The following is a 19,529-nucleotide window of genomic DNA, read 5'->3' on the forward strand; positions in this document are numbered from 1 at the left end:
GTCGCGGCCCTTCGACAGGCTCAGGGAACGGTGGCTGGGTCGTTCGCGCTGCGCGCTGAGCGTGTCGAAGCGTCGGTGCGGGCGCTGGGTCGCGGCCCTTCGACAGGCTCAGGGAGCGCGAAAGGTGCTCGCCGCCCGCACCTCAGCGGAAGATGATCGTGCGCACCCCGTCGAGCAGGATGCGGCGCTCGGCGAACCAGCGCACCGCCTGTCGAAGCGTGCGGCTCTCCTCGTCCTGGCCGATCGCCACGAGGTCGGACGGAGTGCGCGTGTGGTCGACCCGCACGACGTTCTGCTCGATGATCGGTCCCTCGTCGAGGTCGCTCGTGACGAAGTGCGCCGTCGCGCCGATGAGCTTGACCCCGCGCTCGTGGGCCTGCTTGTACGGGTTCGCGCCCTTGAATCCGGGCAGGAAGGAGTGGTGGATGTTGATGGCCCGCCCCTCGAGCCGCGCGCACAGCTCCGGCGTGAGGATCTGCATGTAGCGGGCGAGCACCACCAGCTCGATGTCGTGTTCCTCGACGGCGGCGAGCACGCGCGCCTCGAACGCGGCCTTGGAGGCGGCATCCGTCACCGGAAGCGACTCGAACGGAACACCGTAGAAGTCGACGAGGTCGCGCAGCGTGCCGTGGTTGGAGAGTACGAGCGGGATCTCGACGGGGAGCTGGCCGGCGTGCTGGCGGAAGAGCAGGTCGTTGACGCAGTGCGCCGCGGTTGAGGCGAGCACGAGCGTGCGCAGCCGGCGACCGACGAGGTCGAGGTGCCAGCTCATGTCGTAGCGATCGATGACCGGCGTGAGCGCCGCCTCGAATTCGTCGCGGCCCGCCGGGGACTCCACCTGCAGCCGGATGAAGAAGCGCCCCGTGTCGGCGCTGGAGAACTGCTGGCTCTCGGTGATGTTGCCGCGGGCCGCCACGATCGCCCCGCTGAGGGCGTGCACGATTCCGGGCGTATCGGCGCAGGAAACCGTGATCACCCAGTGATGCTGGGTCGCGGCGTGCGGCTGGGCGGCATCGAATTCCATCCGCACAGGCTACAACCCCGATGCTTCGCTAAACTGGCTGCGGCCCGGCGTCATGCCCGGCCCTGGGCGCGCACACGAGCGCGTAGTCGACCCGCCTGCCTCTCCCGCGGCGGGGAACGCCTGTCGGAGAGACGAAACTTGTCCACGACCGCCTCCACTTCCGCGCGCGCAGAGACGCGCTTCCCCTGGCTCGGACTCATCGTGCTCGCCGCCGCCGTCTTCCTCGCCGTCACCGGCGAGATGCTGCCGACGGGCCTGCTGCCCGACATGAGCGGCGACCTCGGCGTCAGCGAGCCGCTCGTCGGCATCCTCGTGACCGTGTTCGCCTTCACGGTCGTCGCCACGAGCGCGCCGCTGACCGCCCTCACCGCACGGATGCCGCGGCACGCCCTGCTGGTGGTCGCCGTCATCGTGCTCGGACTCGCGAACGTCGCCACGGCGTCGGCCCCGAACTACGCCGTCGTCATCGCCTGCCGGGTCGTGGGCGGCCTCGCGCACGGCCTGTTCTTCTCGGTCGTCGGCGCCTACGCCGGTTACCTCGTGTCGAAGGAGCACATCGCGCGCGCCGTCTCGATCGCCCTGGGCGGCGGCACGCTCGCGTTCGTCTTCGGCGTTCCGCTCGCGACCGCGCTCGGGCACGCGGTCGGCTGGCGCACCGCCTTCCTCATCGTCGGCGCCCTCACGGTCGCGGCGGCGGCGCTCGTCTGGCGGTTCCTACCGGCCGTCACGCGACCGGCCGTCGGCGTCGACACGGCCGCCATCCCCGTGCGCTGCGATCCCACCATCCCCGCCGTCGTCGTGGTGTGCGTCGTGACCGCCATCACGATGATCGGCCACTACGCCTTCTACACCTACATCGCCCCGTACGCGATCCAGCTCGGCGGTGTCGAAGCGGCGGCGATCAGCCCGCTGCTGTTCGCGGCCGGCGTCGCCGGAGCGGCGGGACTGCTGCTCGCCGGCTGGCTGTTCGGGCGGCACCCCACCCGCGGACTGCTCTGCGCGCTCGGCACGGTCATCGTGGCCGTCGCCGGGATCGGGATGCTCGCCGGCCTGCCGGTGCCGAGCCTGCTGGCCTTCATCGTCTGGAACGTCGCCTTCGGAATGCTTCCGCCGCTGCTGCAGACCCGGCTGCTGCACGCTGCATCGGCCCGCATCCGCGATACCGCGAGCGCGTTCTACACGACGGCCTTCAACGCCGGGATCGGCGGCGGCGCCCTCGTGGGCGCCGTGCTCTACGACACTCTCGGGCTCGCCTCGTTGCCGTGGGTGTACGCGGGCATCGTCGTCGTAGCGTTCGCGATCGTCGCGATCACCTCCCGACGCCGGTCCGCGCCGGCTCAGCCGGCGACGATCACCTCGTAGCCGGCCTCCTCGAGGCGGTGACGCTGCTCGCGCGTCGCGCCGGAGTCGGTGATGATCGTCGCGAACAGGCGGCGCGGTCCGATCGCGGCGAACGCCCGCTTGTCGATCTTGGAGGAATCGGCGACGATCACGGCGTGCGTCGCCCGCGTCGCCATGAGTGCGTCCACCGCCGCCTCCCGCTCGTCGTGGGAGGTGGGGCCGACGATGGGGTCGACGCCGTTGACGCCGATGAAGACGAGGTCGAGCGTGATGCTGCCGACCACGGCATCCGCATACGACCCGACGAGCTCGTAGGAGCGCGCGTGCACCACGCCGCCGGTGACGACGGTCTTGATCTGGGGTCTCATGGCGAGCTGCATCGCGATGTTCAGGGCGTTCGTGACGACGGTGAGGCCGGGATCGTGCGCCGGCTCCATGATATCGGCGCGGCCCATGAGGGCGTCCGCGATGGCGGTGGAGGTGGTGCCGCCGCACAACCCGATCACGGCACCGCGCGGAACCATCGCGCTCGCCGCGCGGGCGATGGCGGCCTTGGCCTCCGCGTTCTGCTGGTTTTTGTACCGGATGGGCAGGTCGTAGGCCACCGAGTGCGCGACGGCGCCGCCGCGGGTGCGGGTGAGCAGTTGCTGCTCAGCGAGGGCGTCGAGGTCGCGGCGGGCCGTGGCCGGCGAGACCGCGAGCCGGGTGACGATCGCGTCGACATCGACCTGACCGCTCTCGGCGATGAGGTCGAGCACGGCGCTCAGTCGCTCGGCGCGGTTCATGCGGGGTTCTCCTGTTCTGAGGTGGCGAAGAGGCGCAGCATCCGGGCGGCCTCGCCGGCGAGGGCATCCCGCCCCTCGCCGATGTAGAGCCGGGAGTCCACGACCTGCGGGCGCTCGTCGAGCGCGCGCCGCACCGCCGCGGTGAAGGTCGCGTTGAGGTGCGTCGAGACGTTGACCTTGGTGAGGCCCGCGCGGATGCCGCGCACGATCGTCTCGTCGGGCACGCCGGAAGACCCGTGGAGCACGAGCGGAACGGGAACGGCGGCTCGGAGGCGTGCCACGAGCGCGAGGTCGAGTTCGGCATCCCGCTCGCGCATCGCGTGGGAGGAGCCGACGGCGACGGCGAGGGCGTCCACGCCGGTCTCGGCGACGAAGCGGGCGGCCTCGTCGGGGTCGGTGCGCACACCCGGCGCGTGGGCGCCCTGCTTGCCCCCGATACGGCCCAGCTCGGCCTCGACCGCCGCACCGGCGGATGCCGCGTACGCGACGACACGACGTGTCGTTGCCACGTTCGCCCCGAATTCGAGCGTGGAGCCGTCGTACATCACCGATCCGAAGCCCGCGTCGATGGCGCGGTAGGCCAGTTCCGGGTCTTCGGCATGGTCCAGATGCACGGCGATGGCGGCGCTCGACTCCTCGGCCACGGCGAGCATGCCCCGCGCGATCGGCGTGAACGAGCCGTGGTAGCGCACGCAGTTCTCCGAAAGCTGCAGCACGACGGGCAGGCCGGCCTGTTCCGCCGCACGGGCGATCGCCTCGGCGGTCTCGAGGTGCACCACGTTGAAGGCGCCGAGTCCCGATCCGGCGGCCGCGGCGCTGTCGAGCAACGTCCCGGTGGGCGTGAGGGTCACGGACTCTCCTCCTCGCGCTCGATGATGACGGTGGCCTCGATGGCGCTCCAGTCGGCATGCAGTGATCCGGCCAGCGGGGCCAGTACGGCGGAGGCCGACCAGGCGGTCGCCCGGCGTGCCAGCCGCTCGCGGGCGCCCTGGCCGTCGGCGCCTGCGGCGTCGAGGTCGGGATTGCCTGCGATCGTCATGGCGAGCGCGGCGACCACGGCATCCCCGGCCCCCGTCGGGTTGCCATGGAGGGGCTGCGGAAGGCGGGCGCGGATGCGGTCGCCTCCCTGCGAGAGCACCACGAGCCCGTCCTCGCCGAGTGAGACGACGACGATCCGTGCGCCCGCGTCGAGTAGCGTCCGGGCACCGGCGAGGGGATCCGAGAGGCCCGTCGCCGCCGCGAGCTCCTCGTGGTTCGGCTTCAGCGCGAACGCCCCCGCCCTCGCGGCGGCGAGAAGCCCGGGGCCGCTCGTGTCGACGATGACCGGAACCCCGGTCTCTGTCAGCTCCTCGACGAGTTTCCCGAGCGACAGGGCCGAGAGTCCCTCGGGGAGGCTTCCGCAGACGGCCACGACCGTCGCATCGCGGCCGAGCCGGATCGCCGCGGCCAGCAACGCGCTCGCCTCGTGCTCCTGCAACGACTCCCCGGTCTCGTTGAGCACGGTCGCGGCTCCGCTCCCCGTGTCCACGATCGCCACGCTGCGCCGAACGGATCGTGCGGCCGGAGTGAGGTGGCAGGGCGGCCCGTCGTGGATGAGATCGAGGGCGAAGGGGTCCTCTGCTCGAGAGGGAGCGAGGGCGAGCACGTCGTAGCCCTCGTCGTGGAGCACCCTGGCCACGTTGATGCCCTTTCCGCCGGCCCGGGCCGACCCGGCCGGAACCCGGTGGGTGCGTGCGGGAACGAGCCGCTCCACCCGCCACGTGAGATCGAGTGCGGGGTTCGGCGTCACGGTGAGGATCATGATCGCCTCCCCGTGCTCGCTGCTTCGTCGATCGCGCGCGCGGACAGCGCCGTTCCGAGCAGGCCGGCGTCCTCGCCGAGTTGCGCGCTCACGAGTCGCGGGCGCCGGTGGAAGCTCAGCAACGCATCCAGGCGCGAGGCCACCGGGTCGAACAGGGCCGGGCCGGCGAGCGAGAGGCCTCCGCCGATGACGACCGTCTCGGGGGCGATCACCGCGACGACACGGGCCAGTCCCTCGGCAAGGGCTCGCATGGCCTCGTCCCAGATGCGGACGGCCTGCGGGTCGCCCGATTCCGCTGCGGCGAGAACCTCCCGGGCGCCGAGGACGGAGCGTCCGGTCGCCGCACTGTAGTGCCGGGCGATCGCTCCGGCGGAGGCGATCATCTCCAGGCATCCGGTCGCCCCGCACGGGCAGGGTTCGCCCAGGGGGTCGGCGAGCATGTGGCCGATCTCTCCCGCGAAGCCGCCGCCCGTGTAGGGCCGCCCGTCGAGGATGAGGGCTCCGGCGATGCCGGTTCCGATCGCCAGCACGAGCACGTTCGAGACATCGCGGGCAGCGCCGAGGCGGTGCTCCGCCGTGCCGGCTGCCCGCACGTCGTGCCCGAAGGCCACCGGCAGCCGCAGCGCCTCTTCCGCGAGAGCACGGATGGGCGCATCCCGCCAGCCCAGGTTCGAGCTGAAGACCCCGACGCCCAGACGCTCGTCGACAAGGCCGGGAACGCTGACGCCGGCGGCTTCCGGCCGGATGCCGGGGAACTCGGCGGCGTAGGCGGCGGCGATGCGGCTGAGCCCGGCGACCACGGCTCCTGCGGGGTCGTCGGAGTCGAGCGGGGTCGGAGTGCGGCGTGAACCCAGCATCCGGCCGTGCTCGTCGATGAGAGCCGACTTCGTGTCGGTGCCGCCGATGTCGAAGGCGAGAACCGCCGGCCCCGGTCCGAGTTCGACGCCGGCGCGGTCGGCGCTCATGCCCCGAGGATGACGGAGCGCGTGAGGTTGCGGGGAGCGTCGGGATTCAGGCCGCGGGCGCGCGCCCGGGCGAGGGCGACCCGCTGCACGCGGACGAGCTCGGCCAGGGGGTCCAGTGCTCCGGCCTCGAACCGGGCGCCGGTCTCCTCGACCTCCGCCTGCAGGCCGTCGGGGGCCTCGCCGAGGTGCCAGGTGACGCGACCCGGCGCAGCGATCGCGATCGGGCCGTGCCGGTACTCCATCGCGGGGTAGGACTCCGTCCAGCTCTGGGAGGCCTCGCGCATCTTGAGGGCCGCCTCGTGCGCCAGGCCGACGGTCCAGCCGCGCCCGAGGAAGGAGTACTGCTCGGCATCGACGAGCCCGGCATCCAGTTCCTCGGCGAGGGCGGTGCGTGCGTCGGCGATCGCGCCGTCGAGGTCCTCACCGAGCGAGGCACGGAACAGGGCGAGTGCGGTCGTCGCGAACCGGGTCTGCACGACGGAGCGCTCGTCGGCGAACGGCAGGGTGATCGCCTCGTCGACGAGGTCGACGAGCGGCGACGTCGGGTCTCCGATCACGCCGATCGTGTGCACGGTACCGGCGAGGCGCTCGACGAGCCGCAGCACCTCGGTGGTCGTTCCCGACCGTGTCAGGGCGAGCACGGCGTCATAGCCGCGGTCGACGAAGGCCTCGGATGCGGCGAAGGCGTCGGTCTCGCCGTGGCCTCCCGCCTCGCGCAGCCACGCGTAGGACTGGGCGATGAACCACGAGGTGCCGCAGCCGATAACCGCCACGCGCTGCCCGTCGCGGGGAAGCGCCTTCTGCTCGTCGACGAGGGCCGCGGCCTGGGCCCAGGTCTCGGGCTGGGAGGCGAGTTCCGCGGCCATGAATTCGGAAGCGGGGGCAGACGGGCGATCGGACACAGGGTCTCCAGACGATGGGTGATGCACCAATGATTGCAGATGACGCTGAACACTGTCTATCGATCAAAGTGGGGATCATTTAGCCGACAGGGTTGACGCGCTGATAGTTTGCGAGGAATCTTTACAAATACGGTTCGCCAACAGCGGGTGAAGTCTTGACGCCTGGGCGCCGTCGCTTTACATTTTGTCAGGCGGGTGAATGATGTTGATTGTTTACCTACCGAAACATTCATGAAACAGCACTCCGGCACGATCTGAGTGCCTCTCGTGAAGAACATACGCACCGTCGCGCAGAGGTTTTCATCGCCTACGTGCGTCACCACCAAGAGTGAGGAAGCATCATGAAGAAATCCCTGCGCATCGGCGCAGCGGTGGCCGTCGCGGCCTCGGCGGCACTGGTCCTCTCCTCCTGCGGCTTCGGCGGCGGGGGATCGGATGACTCGGCCGGCGGAAAGACGACGCTCAACCTGCTGGTCCCGAGCTACTCCGACCAGACCCAGGGCCTCTGGGAGACCGTGATCAAGGGCTTCGAGAAGGCCAACTCCGACATCAAGGTCAAGCTCGAGGTGCAGTCGTGGGACAACCTCGAGAGCGTCATCAGCACCAAGGTGCAGGGCGGTGAGGCCCCCGACATCTACAACGGCGGCCCGTTCGCCGGCTTCGCATCCGATGACCTGCTGTACAAGGCGAAGGATGTGACCTCGCCCGACACCTACTCCGACTTCCAGGACTCCTTCCTGAAGAACGAGCAGCTCGACGACACCGCCTACGCGCTGCCGTTCATCGCCTCCGCGCGGGCGCTCTTCGTCAACAACGACCTGCTGAAGCAGGCCGGCGTCGCCGAGGCCCCGAAGAACTGGGACGAGCTGCTCGATGCCGCGACCAAGGTCTCCAAGCTCGGCAACGGCATCGCCGGCTACGGCATGCCGCTGGGTTCGGAGGAAGCGCAGGCCGAGGCGGCCGTGTGGCTGTGGGGCGGCGGGGGATCCTTCGGCGACGCGTCGAAGATCACCGTGGACGACCCGTCGAACCTTGCCGGTGCCGAGCAGATCAAGAAGATGATCGACGCCGGCGCGACCCAGTCCGACCCTGGATCCACCAACCGCTCGCCGCTGATGGACATCTTCATCCAGGGCAAGATCGGCATGCAGGTCGGCCTGCCGCCGACCGTCGGCCAGATCAAGGAGAACAACCCGAGCCTGGACTACTCGATCGTGCCGATCCCCACGAAGGACGGAAAGCCGTTCACCCTGGGCGTCGCCGACCAGCTCATGGCCTTCAAGAACGACGGCGACAAGAAGGAGGCGATCACGAAGTTCTTCGACTACTTCTACTCCGCCGACGTCTACGTGCCGTGGGTCAAGGCCGAGGGCTTCCTGCCCACCACGAAGTCCGGCGCCGACAAGCTCGGTGGCGAGGAATCGCTGAAGCCGTTCCTCGATGTTCTGCCCGACGCCAAGTTCTACCCCTCCACGAACGCGAAGTGGTCGGCGACGGATGCCGCGTTCAAGGCGCTGTTCGGTCAGATCCAGACCAAGAGCGCCCAGGACGTGCTCACCGAGGTGCAGGCGCAGGCCGACGCCGGCTGAGCCATCCCTGACGGGAACGACAGCGGGAAAGACACGAAAAGATCGGTGAGAACACGACCATGAGCTCCACGACCACGTCCTCATCGATCCGGACGGGGGCGGCCAAGGGCCGCCCCCGTCCCGGGTCCCGCAACGGGCAGCCGAGCCGGCGCCCGCGGCCGGGCGGCCGGGCACTGCTCTCCTCACTGCCCTGGATCGGCCCCGCCCTCATCCTCATCTTCGGCGTCGTGCTGTTCCCGGCCGGCGTCATGTTCTACAACTCCACCCGCGACATCGCCCTCTCGGGCGTCGACAAGGGCTCAGCGGGATGGGCGAACTACGTCGAGGTCTTCTCGTTCCCCTACTTCTGGCCGATCCTGCTGCGCACCATCGTCTGGGTCGTGGTCGTGGTCGGTGCGACCGTGCTCATCTCGCTCGGGCTCGCCCAGATCCTCGACAAGGCCTTCCCCGGCCGACGCATCGTGCGCCTGATCGTCATCATCCCGTGGGCGGCATCCGTGGTCATGACGACGCTCGTCGTCTACTACGGGCTCGAGCCGTACTTCGGCATCATCAACAAGTTCCTCGTCGACGTCGGACTCGTCGACACCCCGGAGGGCTACGGCTGGACGCGCAATCCCGGAACGGCGTTCGCGTGGGCGATCGTGGTGGCGGTCTTCGTGTCGCTTCCCTTCACGACGTACACGATCCTCGCGGGCCTCGCGACGGTGCCGGGCGACGTGCTCGAGGCGGCCAAGATGGACGGCGCCGGCCCAGCGCGCACCTACTTCAGCGTCGTGCTTCCCCAGCTGCGCGGTGCCCTCTCGGTGGCGGTACTGATCAACATCATCAACGTCTTCAACTCGCTGCCGATCCTGCGTGTCATGACCGGCTCCATCCCGGGCTATGACGCCGACACGATCATGACGCTGATCTTCAAGTACATCCAGAACCAGCACAAGGTCGACGTGGCGAGCGCGCTCTCGGTCGTGGCCTTCGTGATCGTGATCGTGATCGTCGCCGTCTACGTTCGCGTCGTCAAGCCGATGCGGGAGGTCTGAGCGATGTCGGTCACCGCCCCCGCCTTCGAGACCATCTCGCAGCCGTCTGCCTCCGGCCGCAAGCGTCGGTACACCGCCGACCAGGTGCCGATCGGACGCGTGGTGCTGCGCATGCTCGCCGGGCTCATCGTGGCGCTCGTCTTCCTTCTGCCGTACACGATCATGCTGTTCGGCTCGGTCAAGACGAAGGCGCAGATCCGTTCGGTCGATCCCACCTACTTCCCCAAGGAGTGGCACTGGGAGAACTACGTCACGATGTGGTCGACGCCCGAGACGCCTCTCGTGCAGAACCTCATCTCGACGATCGTCATCGCGGTCTTCGCCACGCTGCTCGTGATGGTGGTCTCGCTCCCCGCGGCCTACTACACGGCCCGGTTCCGCTTCCCCGGGCGCATGGTCTTCCTGTTCCTCGTGATCGTCACGCAGATGCTGCAGCCCGCGGTGCTCACCTCCGGGCTCTTCCGGCAGTTCCTTGCGCTCGACCTCATCGACACCTGGGCGGCGATGATCCTCATCAATGCCGCCTTCAACCTCTCGTTCGCGATCTGGATCATGCACTCCTTCTTCGCCGGCGTGCCGAAGGAGGTCGACGAGGCCGCCCAGATCGATGGCGCGGGCCGCCTCACGGTGCTGTTCCGCATCACGCTCCCGCTCGTGTGGCCGGGCATCGTCACGGCCATCGTGTTCACGTTCGTGGCCTGCTGGAACGAGTTCGCCGCATCCCTCGTGATCCTCCAGACGGCCGGCAACCAGCCCCTCTCGGTTGCGCTGACCAAGTTCGTCGGTCAGTACGAGACGAGTTGGCAGTACGTCTTCGGGGTATCGGTCGTGGCCATCATCCCGGTCGTCATCCTGTTCATGCTCATCGAGAAGCGACTGGTCGGCGGCCTGACGGCGGGCAGCGTGAAGTAGGCGCGCTCAGCCCACGCTCACATCGTCGGTGTCGCCGTCGGCCGCGAGGGGTTCGGATGAGGCAGCCCGTCCACGGCGGAAGCGCCATTCGTCGACGGCCACCACGGCGAGCAGTACGAGATTGACGAGCCAGGTGAGAGCCAACGGCGTGAGCAGGGGGAAGAGCAGGCCGACCGTCACCAGTGCCAGGATGCCGACGACGTGCGTGAGCAGCCAGGGGCCGCCGATCGACCTCTTGAAGATGGTCAGGCCCAGAAGGTAGACGGCGCCGCCACCGGTGATGATCACGGCGGTCGACAGCGGGGTGGCTCCCTCGTGCCCGAGGGGGTGGGCCAGCACGAGGTCGTCGCCGACCGCGCTCAGCACGATGCCGACCACCATGAGGATGGGCACGTACGTGTACGTGGCGCGGGCGACGCTGCCGCTGCGATCGGTCGCGGCGATGTAGTCGCTGCCGCTGCGCTCGCCGTGGGTGAAGTAGAGCAGCCACAGCAGCACCGTGCCCGCGAAGGCGGCCAGCAGGGAGGCGGTGCTCAGCCACCCGATCGGCTGCTCGGAGAACACCGAGCCCGTCACGATGATCGATTCGCCGAGCGCGATGATGAAGAACAGTCCGACGCGCTCGGCGATGTGAGCCCCCGAGACCTGCCAGGTCTCCAGCGGGGAGCGGCCGATTCGCGGCAACCAGAAGCGCGCGGCCGGGCCGGCGAACTCGAACACGAGCGCGAGGAGCCAGATCCCGATGCGCTGCTGCTCGGGGGCGAAGCCGCCCCAGAGCCACAGGCAGCCCGAGACCACGTACCAGGTCAAGATGCGCAGCACGTTGAGGGTGTTCTCGGACTGGCGCTGCTCGGCGAACGCGTAGAGCGTGAATGAGGTTCGGGTGAGCTGCATGGCGACGAAGGCGATCGCGAACAGGGCGCCCTTCTCCCCGAAGGAGTCGGGGATGGCGCTGGAGAGGAGCAGGCCGAAGAGCATGAGCACGATGAGCATGCCGCGCACGGCGCCCCGCTCCGGGTTCAGCCAGTTCGTGATCCAGGCGGTGTCGATCCATGCCCACCAGACCGCGCAGGTGAGGATCAGCACCTCGACGAACCGCGGCAGGTCGGGGTGGGCGATGAGCGTGTGGGAGATCTGGGTGACGGCGAAGACGAAGACGAGGTCGAAGAACAGCTCGACGAAGGTGACGCGACGCGCGTCTTCACCGCTGTGCGGGCGCAACAGGTCGCTGAGGAAGCCCTGTGCCATCTCAGCGACTCCAGGGCATGTCCGGCGACCGGTAGAAGCCGATACCGAGCGCCGTCAGTCGGGCGCAGAACGCCACGAGTCGCGGCGCGACCCGCTGCCAGTCCCGGTCGGAGCGCGCGGACCAGCCGATCTCGGCGATGTTCGCCAGCCGGGGGAACGCCATGAACTCGACCTGGTCCATGGATGTGAGCGTCTCGGTCCAGATCGGCGCCTCGACCCCGAGCAGTTGCGCGTCGCCGATGCCGTCGATGATCTCGGCCGGATCCCAGTCGCTCGACTCGCTCACGGGGGTCGCGCCGTTGGCCCAGGAGAGGCCCCAGCGGGTGTCGTCGTCGTAGACCATGTCGAGGTAGGCCACGTCGGCCGGCGACATGATGATGCTGCCGCCGCTCCGGACGAAGCTCAGGGTCTCCTCGGCGAAGCCCACCTGCGGATGCACGTATCCCCAGTACTGGCCGATGGTGCCGCGTGGCAACCCGGTCGCGGCTCCCATCTCGTGCCAGCCGATGATCGTCTTGCCCGTCGCATCCGCGGCCTCCCTGGTGACCCGCTCGAGAAAGCGCACGAAGTCCTCGCGCGGCGTCGAGAGCGACTCGTCGCCGCCGAGGTGCAGGTAGGGGCCAGGGGTGATCGCGGCGAGCTCGCGCACCACGTCGGCGACGAACCGGTAGGTGATCGGCTTGTCGATGCACAGCGATGAGAAGCCGACCTCCGTGCCGGTGTACGGCTCGGGTGCCACGCCGTCGCAGTTCAGCTCCGGGTAGCTCGCGAGGGCGGCGTTGGTGTGGCCGGGCAGGTCGATCTCGGGCACGATCGTGATGAACCGCTCCGCGGCGTAGGCGACGATCCGCGCATAGTCCGCCTGTGTGTAGAAGCCGCCCGTGCCGCCACCGACCTCCGTGGCAGACCCGGCTGCGGTCAGGTTCGGCCAGCTCTCGATCTGGATGCGCCAGCCCTGGTCGTCGGTGAGGTGCAGGTGCAGGTGGTTCACCTTCGCGAGGGCGATGTCGTCGAGATAGCGCTCGACGTCGTCGACCCCGAAGAAGTGCCTGGCGACGTCGAGCGATGCGCCACGGTAGGCGAAGCGGGGGTAGTCCTCGATGGCGACGGCGGGAGCCCTCCAGCGCTGCTCGACCTGTGCCCGCGAGTCGATCAGCGGATCGAAGAGCTGGCGCAGGGTCTGTGCGCCACGGAACAGGCCCTCGGCGGTGTCGGCCGAGATGCGGGCGCCGGCTCCCTCGCCCGATACGGCGAGCGTGTACCCCTCCTGCTCGTGCCCGGCCGGCGCCGAACCGGGCGCGACCGCGAGCACCACGTCGTCGCCGGAGGCGCTCGCCGCATCCGCCTCGACGACGTCGAGGGGAAATCCCGTCGAGACCCGGAACCAGCCGGCGACCTGCTCTGCCACCGCCGCGGCGCCGTCGCCCGAGGCGACGAGCCGGCTGCGCGCGACGAGTTCGAACGGCGCGGCATCCGTCGTCTTGAGGCTCACGGGCTGTGGCACGATCTGCGGCACGGCCGACTCCTCGTTCGACGGGGGAGCGGCCGTGCAGCCGGCGAGCACCGCCACGGCGGCCACGACGGCGATTCCGATGCCACGTCGCACGGCACTCCCCTCGGTGATGGGTGTTCCGCGAGTATGTCAGGCGCCCTAACTAACCCGCAAGAGCCCGATCCTTGGTATGATCGTGCCGTCGCGACTGGCGTTCGGATGGGTGACCATCGGGGAGCGATACATGAATCGGTTGGTGGCCGTTCGCCTGGGCCACGACTCGTACATCCCTTGTCGCCGATTCCGTGAGGAGACGCCAGTGTCAGACACCGCCACGTCCCAGTCCGTGTTCAACGCTCCGCTCGCCGAGGTGGATCCTGAGATCGCGCAGGTGCTCGAGCTCGAGCTCGGCCGGCAGCGCGACTACCTCGAGATGATCGCGAGCGAAAACTTCGTTCCCGTCTCGGTGCTGCAGTCGCAGGGTTCCGTGCTCACCAACAAGTACGCCGAGGGCTACCCCGGCCGGCGGTACTACGGCGGATGCGAGTTCGTCGACATCGCCGAAGAGCTCGCCATCGCCCGCGCCAAGAGCCTGTTCGGCGCCGAGTACGCGAACGTGCAGCCGCACTCCGGCGCCCAGGCGAACGCGGCCGTGCTCTCGGCCATCGCCACGCCCGGCGACACCATCCTCGGCCTCGAGCTCGCCCACGGCGGACACCTCACCCACGGCATGAAGCTCAACTTCTCGGGCAAGCTCTACAACGCCGTCAGCTACGGCGTCGACCCCGAGACCTTCCTCGTCGACATGGACGTCGTGCGCGACAAGGCACTCGAGCACCGCCCCCAGGTGATCATCGCCGGTTGGTCGGCCTACCCTCGTCACCTCGACTTCGCGGCGTTCCGGGCGATCGCCGACGAGGTGGGCGCTCGCCTCTGGGTCGACATGGCGCACTTCGCCGGCCTCGTCGCCGCTGGACTGCACCCCTCGCCCGTGCCCTACGCCGACGTGGTCTCCTCGACCGTGCACAAGACCATCGGCGGTCCGCGCTCCGGCTTCATCGTGGCCCGGGACACGGAGCTGGCCAAGAAGCTGAACTCCAACGTCTTCCCGGGCCAGCAGGGCGGCCCGCTCATGCACGTGATCGCCGCCAAGGCCACCGCGTTCAAGATCGCCGCATCCGAGGAGTTCGCCGACCGGCAGGCCCGCACCATCCGGGGCGCGCAGATCCTGGCCGCCCGCCTGACCGCCGATGACACCCGCGCCGTCGGTGTCGACGTGCTCACCGGCGGCACCGACGTGCACCTCGTGCTCGCCGACCTGCGCACCTCTGAACTGAACGGCCAACAGGCCGAAGACCTGCTGCACGATGTGCTCATCACCGTGAACCGCAACGCGGTGCCGTTCGACCCGCGCCCCCCGATGGTCACGAGCGGCCTGCGCATCGGAACGCCCGCCCTCGCCACGCGCGGCTTCGGCGATGAGGAGTTCACCGAGGTCGCCGACATCGTCGCCGAGACCCTCAAGCCGGGTGCCGACGTCGCCGGCCTGCGCCAGCGGGTGCAGGCGCTCACCGCGCGCTTCCCGCTCTACCCCGGACTGCAGCAGTAATGACGGCCATCCGCTTGGATGGCACGGCGACCGCCGCCGCCATCAAAGGTGAACTGACCGAGCGCGTCAGCCTGCTGCGCGAGCGCGGCATCGTCCCCGGCCTCGGCACGCTGCTCGTCGGCGACGACCCCGGATCGCAGGCCTATGTCGCCGGAAAGCATCGGGACTGCGCCGAAGTGGGCATCGCCTCCATCCGCATCGACCTGCCCGCCTCGGCGAGCGAGGCCGACGTGCGATCCGCCATCGCCGCCCTGAATACCGCGCCGGAGGTCACTGGGTACATCGTGCAGCTCCCGCTTCCCGTCGGCATCGACGAGCACGCCATGCTCGAGCTCATCGACCCCGACAAGGATGCCGATGGCCTGCATCCGACGAACCTCGGGCGGCTCGTGCTCGGGGTGGACGGCGAGCTGCACTCGCCGCTGCCCTGCACGCCCGCGGGCATCGTCGAGTTGCTGCGACGCTACGACGTTCCGACCCGCGGCCGGCACGTGACCGTGGTCGGTCGCGGCCTGACGGTCGGTCGCCCGCTCGGGCTGCTCTTCACCCGCAAGGGCGTGGATGCCACGGTCACCCTCACGCATTCCCGCACCGTCGACCTCGCGGCCGAGGTGCGCCGGGCCGACATCGTGGTCGCGGCCGTCGGGCAGCCGCATCTCATCCAGCCGGACTGGGTGAAGCCCGGCGCCGCGGTGCTCGATGTCGGCGTGACCCGCGTCGTCAATCCGGAGACGGGCAAGGCCAAGGTCACCGGAGACGTGCATCCCGGCGTAGCCGAGGTCGCCGGCCACCTCTCGCCCAATCCCGGCGGCGTCGGACCGATGACGCGCGCCCTCCTTCTGGCCAACGTCGTGACGGCGGCCGAGGCGCGGGCGTAGGGAGACAGGCCGCCCGCCCCGTTCGTTCACGTCGGGAACACCTCGCGGTCACCGGCTGCGCATATCGTCTGGCCATGCCCGACGCGCAGTCTCTTCGAGTCGCACCGAACGTCGTCGCCGTGATCCCGGCGCGGGGCGGTTCGAAGGGCCTGCCGCGCAAGAACCTCGAGCGGGTGGGCGGCATCCCGCTCGTCGCCCGCGCCGTGCAGGCGGCCCGCGCGGCGGCATCCGTCGACGTCGTGGTCGTCTCGACCGACTCACCGGCCATTGCGCAGCTCGCACGGCAGGCGGGCGCGCTGGTGGTGGATCGCCCGCCCCACCTGGCGGGCGACACGGCGAGCTCGGAGTCGGCCGTGCTGCACGCCCTCGATGAGCTCGGCGTCGATCCCGACGTGACGATCCTCGTGCAGGCGACCTCGCCCTTCATCGACCCGGCCGACCTCGACGCCGCGGTGGCGCGCGTGCGCGACGGGGAGGTGGACTCCGTGCTCTCCGCTGCTCCCAGCCATGTCTTCCTGTGGCGGGCGGGGGAGGGCGGCGTCACGGGAGTGAACCACGACTCCGCCGTGCGCCAGCGCCGCCAGGACCGCGAACCGGAGTACCGCGAGACCGGTGCCTTCTACGTCATGCGCACCATACTTCTGCGCCGCAGCGGCGGCCGATTCGCCGGGCGCATCGGCGTGCAGCTCGTCTCGGCCGCGCACGCCATCGAGATCGACGACGCAGCAGACCTCGACCAGGCACGCGTGCTTGCCGCGACGGCGCAGTCCAGCGGCGAGCGCCGGGTCGACGTCGACGCGCTCGTCACCGACTTCGACGGAGTGCACACCGACGACACGGCGGTGCTCCAGCAGGACGGCACCGAGTCCGTACGCGTGAGCCGCAGCGACGGGCACGGCGTGCGGATGCTGCGCGAGACGGGCATGCCCATCCTGATCCTCTCGGCCGAGACGAACCCGGTCGTCGCGGCGCGAGCAGCCAAGCTGCAGGTGGAGTGCCTGCACGGCGTGCACGACAAGGCGAGCGCGTTGCGGGCGTGGGCCCAGAGCACCGGCGTCGCCCTCGACCGCATCGCCTACCTCGGCAACGACCTCGCCGACCTTCCCTGCCTGCGGATCGTGGGCTGGCCCGTCGCCGTCGCCGACGCGCACCCGGCCGTGCGGACGGCCGCCCGCATCACCCTCTCCCGACGTGGAGGTGAGGGGGCCGTGCGCGAGCTGGCCGAACTCATCCTCGGCGTCGACGCCACCGCGGGAGAACCCGCATCAACCCAGGAGGACTCATGGCAGTACGCATCGGCCAGTCGCTGATCGGCTCGGGGGAGCCGGTCTACGTCATCGGCGAGATCGGCCTCAACCACAACGGCGATGTCGAGATCGCCAAGCAGCTCATCGACGTCGCAGCCGACGCTGGTGCCCAGGCCGTGAAGTTCCAGAAGCGCACCCCCGAACTCGCGACGCCCGAGCACATGAAAGACGTTCCGCGCGAGACGCCGTGGGGCACGATGAGCTACCTCGACTACCGCCGCAGGGTGGAGTTCGGTCGCGACGAGTACCTCGAGATCGGCCGGCACGCCACCCGGCGCGGCCTGGACTGGTTCGCGTCTCCGTGGGACGTTCCGTCGGTGGCGTTCCTCGAGGAGCTCGACGTCGTGGCGCACAAGGTCGCCTCCGCATCCGTGACCGATCTCGAGCTGCTGCGTGCGCTGCGCGACACGGGCAAGCCGATCATCCTGTCGACCGGCATGTCGACCCTGGAGGAGATCGATGCCGCGGTGGAGACGCTCGGCACGGAGCGCCTCGTGATGATGCACGCCACCTCGAGCTACCCGATGCCGGCGGAGGAGGCCAACATCCGCATGATCCCGAGCCTGCAGTGGCGCTATCCCGAGGTGCCTATCGGCTACTCGGGTCACGAGCGCGGCCTGCAGATCTCACTCGCCGCCGTCGCACTGGGCGCGGTGAGCGTCGAACGCCACATCACCCTCGATCGCACGATGTGGGGAAGCGACCAGGCCGCCTCGCTCGAGCCGCAGGGCTTCGAGCACCTCATCCGCGACATCCGCATCATCAGCGAGGCGCTCGGCGACGGCGTCAAACGCGTCTTCCCGGGCGAAGAGGCGCCGAAGGCCAAGCTGCGCCGCGTTCCGGCGCTGTGACGTGATGCGCCGCAGCCTCGTCGTCATCGCGGACTCCGACTCCTACGTCAAGTGGGGCGCGGCGCTCGCGACGCGGCTGCCGGCCGACTGGGATGCCCGGCTCGTCATCGTGCGCTCTCCGGTGCTGCCCAGCGCACGGCAGTTGGCGTTCGCGCTGCGCGGCACCCGCTTCACGCCCGATGAGGTGCGCGTCGCGGGCATCGACGAGCTCGCCGCAGTGGTGGCCTCCGAACGGCCGGATGCCGTGCTGCTGGCCCTTCGTGGACCGATGGTGCGGGTGGTGGTGCGCGTCATCGGCACCCTGCCGAACCGGCCGGTGCTTCTCAGTGGATTCCCCGGCATCACTATTCCGGCGGCGCGCAAGGCCGTCATCTACCGCGAGCAGGTCGACCTGGTCGTGCTGCACAGCCGGCGCGAGGTGCGCGACTTCGCCGCCAACGCGGCGACGATGCCGGTGAACACGGTCTTCGGCCTCGCGACGCTGCCCTTCCTCGAAGGGTCGGGCACGGGCGCTTCGCCGGCCGCTCGGGACTCCGTGGTGTTCGCGGCGCAGGCCATGGTTCCGCGCACCCTCGAGGAACGCGTGCAGCTGCTGGGCTGGCTCGTGCAGGCCGCGCGCGCCCAGCCGCAGCACCGCATCGTGCTCAAGGTGCGGGCGCTGGCCGGCGAGGCGCAGACGCACTTCGAGGAGTACAGCCTCGCCGAGCTGCTGCACGCCCCCGAGTACGCGAGCGAGATCGGCAGCCTGCCGCCCAACCTCCTCGTGGAGGACGGGCCGATGGCCGACCACCTCTCCCGGGCGCTCGCCCTCGTCACGATCAGCTCGACAGCCGCCCTCGAGGCGATCCAGCGCGAGATCCCCGTGCTGCTTCTGGATGCGTTCGGCGTCTCGCCCGCTCTCATCAACACCGTCTTCGTCGGAAGCGGACTCTTCGGGGGAGCCGAGGCGCTCATCGCCGGCGACTACCGGCATCCCGACCCCGCATGGCTCGCCGAGAACTACTTCCACGGCACCGCCGACGACGACTGGGTCACCCGCCTCGAACAACTCGTGCTGCGCCGGGACATCCGTCCCCTCGAGCTCTCGCCGCAACGGCACAATCGCACCGGCGGTGCGCTGCGGCGTGCGTGGGACCGCAAGCGCATGCTCGGGCCGGAGGACGCGAGCGTGCTCGGCGCACTGGCACTCGTCATCGCCGTGCCGACACGGTGGACGCTGCGCCGGATGCGCGCCGTGCGGCGCCGGCTCTCAGGCGGAGTGCTCGGCGGCGTGGACGAGGTAGTGCTCGGCGTTGCGCCGGATGCCGGCCCGCTCGTCCTCCGTCAGGGCGCGGCGCACCTTGGCCGGAACTCCGGCAACGAGTGAACCCGGGGGCACGACGGTGCCCTCGAGCACGACGGCTCCGGCCGCGACGAGAGAGCCCGACCCGATGACCGCACCGTTCAGCACGGTGGCCGACATGCCGATGAGGCAGTCGTCCTCGATGGTGCAGCCGTGCAGCACCGCACCGTGGCCGACCGAGACTCCGGCACCGATCGCGAGCGGGTAGCCCTCGTCGACGTGACAGAGCACGCCGTCCTGCAGGTTCGACGCGGTGCCGAGCGTGATCGGCTCCGCCTCGGCCCGCAGCACCGCGTTGTACCAGACGCTCGAGCGCTCCTGCAGGCGCACGTCTCCGACGATGACGGCGCCCGCGGCGACGAAGGCGTCGTCGGCGATGACGGGAGCCGGCGCTCCGGCGAGGCCTTTCACGACGGCGTGGGCATCAACACTCATGGGACCAC

At 69.9% G+C, this 19,529-nt stretch carries 18 protein-coding genes and 1 riboswitch; of the genes, 9 read left to right on the top strand and 9 right to left on the bottom strand.

All coding sequences use genetic code 11. The features are described 5' to 3' along the window. Positions 1–142: 142 nt before the first annotated feature. Positions 143–1,024, bottom strand: coding sequence for a formyltetrahydrofolate deformylase (gene purU, locus WDJ51_RS03320; protein WP_337851012.1), 882 nt, complete (start codon positions 1,022–1,024; stop codon positions 143–145). A gap of 138 nt (positions 1,025–1,162) precedes the next feature. Here purU and WDJ51_RS03325 point away from each other — a divergent pair, with 138 nt between their 5' ends. Further along, positions 1,163–2,386, top strand: a complete 1,224-nt coding sequence (locus tag WDJ51_RS03325; RefSeq protein ID WP_337851013.1) for an MFS transporter — start codon at positions 1,163–1,165, stop codon at positions 2,384–2,386. On the opposite strand, the gene WDJ51_RS03330 is transcribed toward WDJ51_RS03325, so the two are convergent. The 5 genes from WDJ51_RS03330 to WDJ51_RS03350 are packed head-to-tail and all read right to left on the bottom strand — an operon-like array spanning position 2,362 to position 6,782. Beyond that, positions 2,362–3,150 carry a DeoR/GlpR family DNA-binding transcription regulator gene (locus WDJ51_RS03330; protein ID WP_337851014.1) on the bottom strand — a complete coding sequence of 263 codons (789 nt, stop codon included), beginning with the start codon at positions 3,148–3,150 and terminating at the stop codon, positions 2,362–2,364. The genes WDJ51_RS03325 and WDJ51_RS03330 overlap by 25 nt on opposite strands. After that, positions 3,147–4,001 carry a class II fructose-bisphosphate aldolase gene (locus tag WDJ51_RS03335; RefSeq protein WP_337851015.1) on the bottom strand — a complete coding sequence of 285 codons (855 nt, stop codon included), beginning with the start codon at positions 3,999–4,001 and terminating at the stop codon, positions 3,147–3,149. Before WDJ51_RS03335 ends, WDJ51_RS03330 begins: the two co-directional genes overlap by 4 nt. After that, the gene (locus WDJ51_RS03340) at positions 3,998–4,951 is read right to left on the bottom strand and encodes a 1-phosphofructokinase family hexose kinase (RefSeq protein ID WP_337851016.1); all 954 of its coding nucleotides are present in this window, start codon (positions 4,949–4,951) and stop codon (positions 3,998–4,000) included. Before WDJ51_RS03340 ends, WDJ51_RS03335 begins: the two co-directional genes overlap by 4 nt. Beyond that, positions 4,948–5,916, bottom strand: coding sequence for an ROK family protein (locus WDJ51_RS03345; protein WP_337851017.1), 969 nt, complete (start codon positions 5,914–5,916; stop codon positions 4,948–4,950). Before WDJ51_RS03345 ends, WDJ51_RS03340 begins: the two co-directional genes overlap by 4 nt. After that, on the bottom strand, positions 5,913–6,782 hold the full coding sequence (locus WDJ51_RS03350) for an SIS domain-containing protein (RefSeq protein ID WP_337851018.1): 870 nt from the start codon (positions 6,780–6,782) through the stop codon (positions 5,913–5,915). The genes WDJ51_RS03345 and WDJ51_RS03350 overlap by 4 nt, the downstream gene beginning before the upstream one ends. A gap of 377 nt (positions 6,783–7,159) precedes the next feature. Here WDJ51_RS03350 and WDJ51_RS03355 point away from each other — a divergent pair, with 377 nt between their 5' ends. From WDJ51_RS03355 to WDJ51_RS03365, 3 genes are read left to right on the top strand one after another with little or no spacing between them, the layout of a single operon-like run. Next, on the top strand, positions 7,160–8,407 hold the full coding sequence (locus WDJ51_RS03355; RefSeq protein WP_337851019.1) for an extracellular solute-binding protein: 1,248 nt from the start codon (positions 7,160–7,162) through the stop codon (positions 8,405–8,407). 59 nt (positions 8,408–8,466) lie between these two features. Continuing rightward, positions 8,467–9,447, top strand: coding sequence for a carbohydrate ABC transporter permease (locus WDJ51_RS03360; protein ID WP_337851020.1), 981 nt, complete (start codon positions 8,467–8,469; stop codon positions 9,445–9,447). A 3-nt stretch (positions 9,448–9,450) separates the two neighbouring features. After that, positions 9,451–10,359 (top strand): carbohydrate ABC transporter permease, encoded by a 909-nt coding sequence (locus WDJ51_RS03365; protein WP_337851021.1) that lies wholly within the window; start codon positions 9,451–9,453, stop codon positions 10,357–10,359. A gap of 6 nt (positions 10,360–10,365) precedes the next feature. Here the strand turns inward: WDJ51_RS03365 and WDJ51_RS03370 are convergent, their stop codons facing one another. Both WDJ51_RS03370 and WDJ51_RS03375 read right to left on the bottom strand, forming a co-directional pair. Beyond that, positions 10,366–11,607, bottom strand: coding sequence for a low temperature requirement protein A (locus tag WDJ51_RS03370; RefSeq protein WP_337851022.1), 1,242 nt, complete (start codon positions 11,605–11,607; stop codon positions 10,366–10,368). A 1-nt stretch (position 11,608) separates the two neighbouring features. Then, the gene (locus WDJ51_RS03375; protein ID WP_337851023.1) at positions 11,609–13,213 is read right to left on the bottom strand and encodes a beta-N-acetylhexosaminidase; all 1,605 of its coding nucleotides are present in this window, start codon (positions 13,211–13,213) and stop codon (positions 11,609–11,611) included. Between the two features lie 80 nt (positions 13,214–13,293). Then, positions 13,294–13,380: riboswitch (ZMP/ZTP riboswitch) on the top strand. Between the two features lie 38 nt (positions 13,381–13,418). On the opposite strand from WDJ51_RS03375, the gene glyA reads away from it, so the two are divergent. From glyA to WDJ51_RS03400, 5 genes are all read left to right on the top strand, one after another. After that, positions 13,419–14,708: a serine hydroxymethyltransferase gene (gene glyA, locus WDJ51_RS03380; protein WP_337851024.1), complete on the top strand. Its 1,290-nt coding sequence runs from the start codon at positions 13,419–13,421 to the stop codon at positions 14,706–14,708. Further along, on the top strand, positions 14,708–15,586 hold the full coding sequence (locus WDJ51_RS03385; RefSeq protein ID WP_337851025.1) for a bifunctional methylenetetrahydrofolate dehydrogenase/methenyltetrahydrofolate cyclohydrolase: 879 nt from the start codon (positions 14,708–14,710) through the stop codon (positions 15,584–15,586). The genes glyA and WDJ51_RS03385 overlap by 1 nt, the downstream gene beginning before the upstream one ends. A gap of 74 nt (positions 15,587–15,660) precedes the next feature. Further along, positions 15,661–16,896: an acylneuraminate cytidylyltransferase gene (locus WDJ51_RS03390; RefSeq protein ID WP_337851026.1), complete on the top strand. Its 1,236-nt coding sequence runs from the start codon at positions 15,661–15,663 to the stop codon at positions 16,894–16,896. Beyond that, on the top strand, positions 16,869–17,744 hold the full coding sequence (locus WDJ51_RS03395) for an N-acetylneuraminate synthase family protein (protein ID WP_337851027.1): 876 nt from the start codon (positions 16,869–16,871) through the stop codon (positions 17,742–17,744). The genes WDJ51_RS03390 and WDJ51_RS03395 overlap by 28 nt, the downstream gene beginning before the upstream one ends. A gap of 4 nt (positions 17,745–17,748) precedes the next feature. Continuing rightward, entirely contained in the window at positions 17,749–19,110 is a 1,362-nt protein-coding gene (locus WDJ51_RS03400; RefSeq protein WP_337851087.1) for a DUF6716 putative glycosyltransferase, read from the top strand. Here the strand turns inward: WDJ51_RS03400 and WDJ51_RS03405 are convergent. Then, positions 18,994–19,521: a gamma carbonic anhydrase family protein gene (locus WDJ51_RS03405; protein WP_337851028.1), complete on the bottom strand. Its 528-nt coding sequence runs from the start codon at positions 19,519–19,521 to the stop codon at positions 18,994–18,996. The two genes, WDJ51_RS03400 and WDJ51_RS03405, sit on opposite strands and share 117 nt — an antisense overlap. Between the last annotated feature and the right edge of the window lie 8 nt (positions 19,522–19,529).

The sequence above is a fragment of the Rathayibacter sp. YIM 133350 genome, from assembly GCF_037404875.1.
In the GTDB taxonomy this organism is placed as follows: domain Bacteria; phylum Actinomycetota; class Actinomycetes; order Actinomycetales; family Microbacteriaceae; genus Orlajensenia.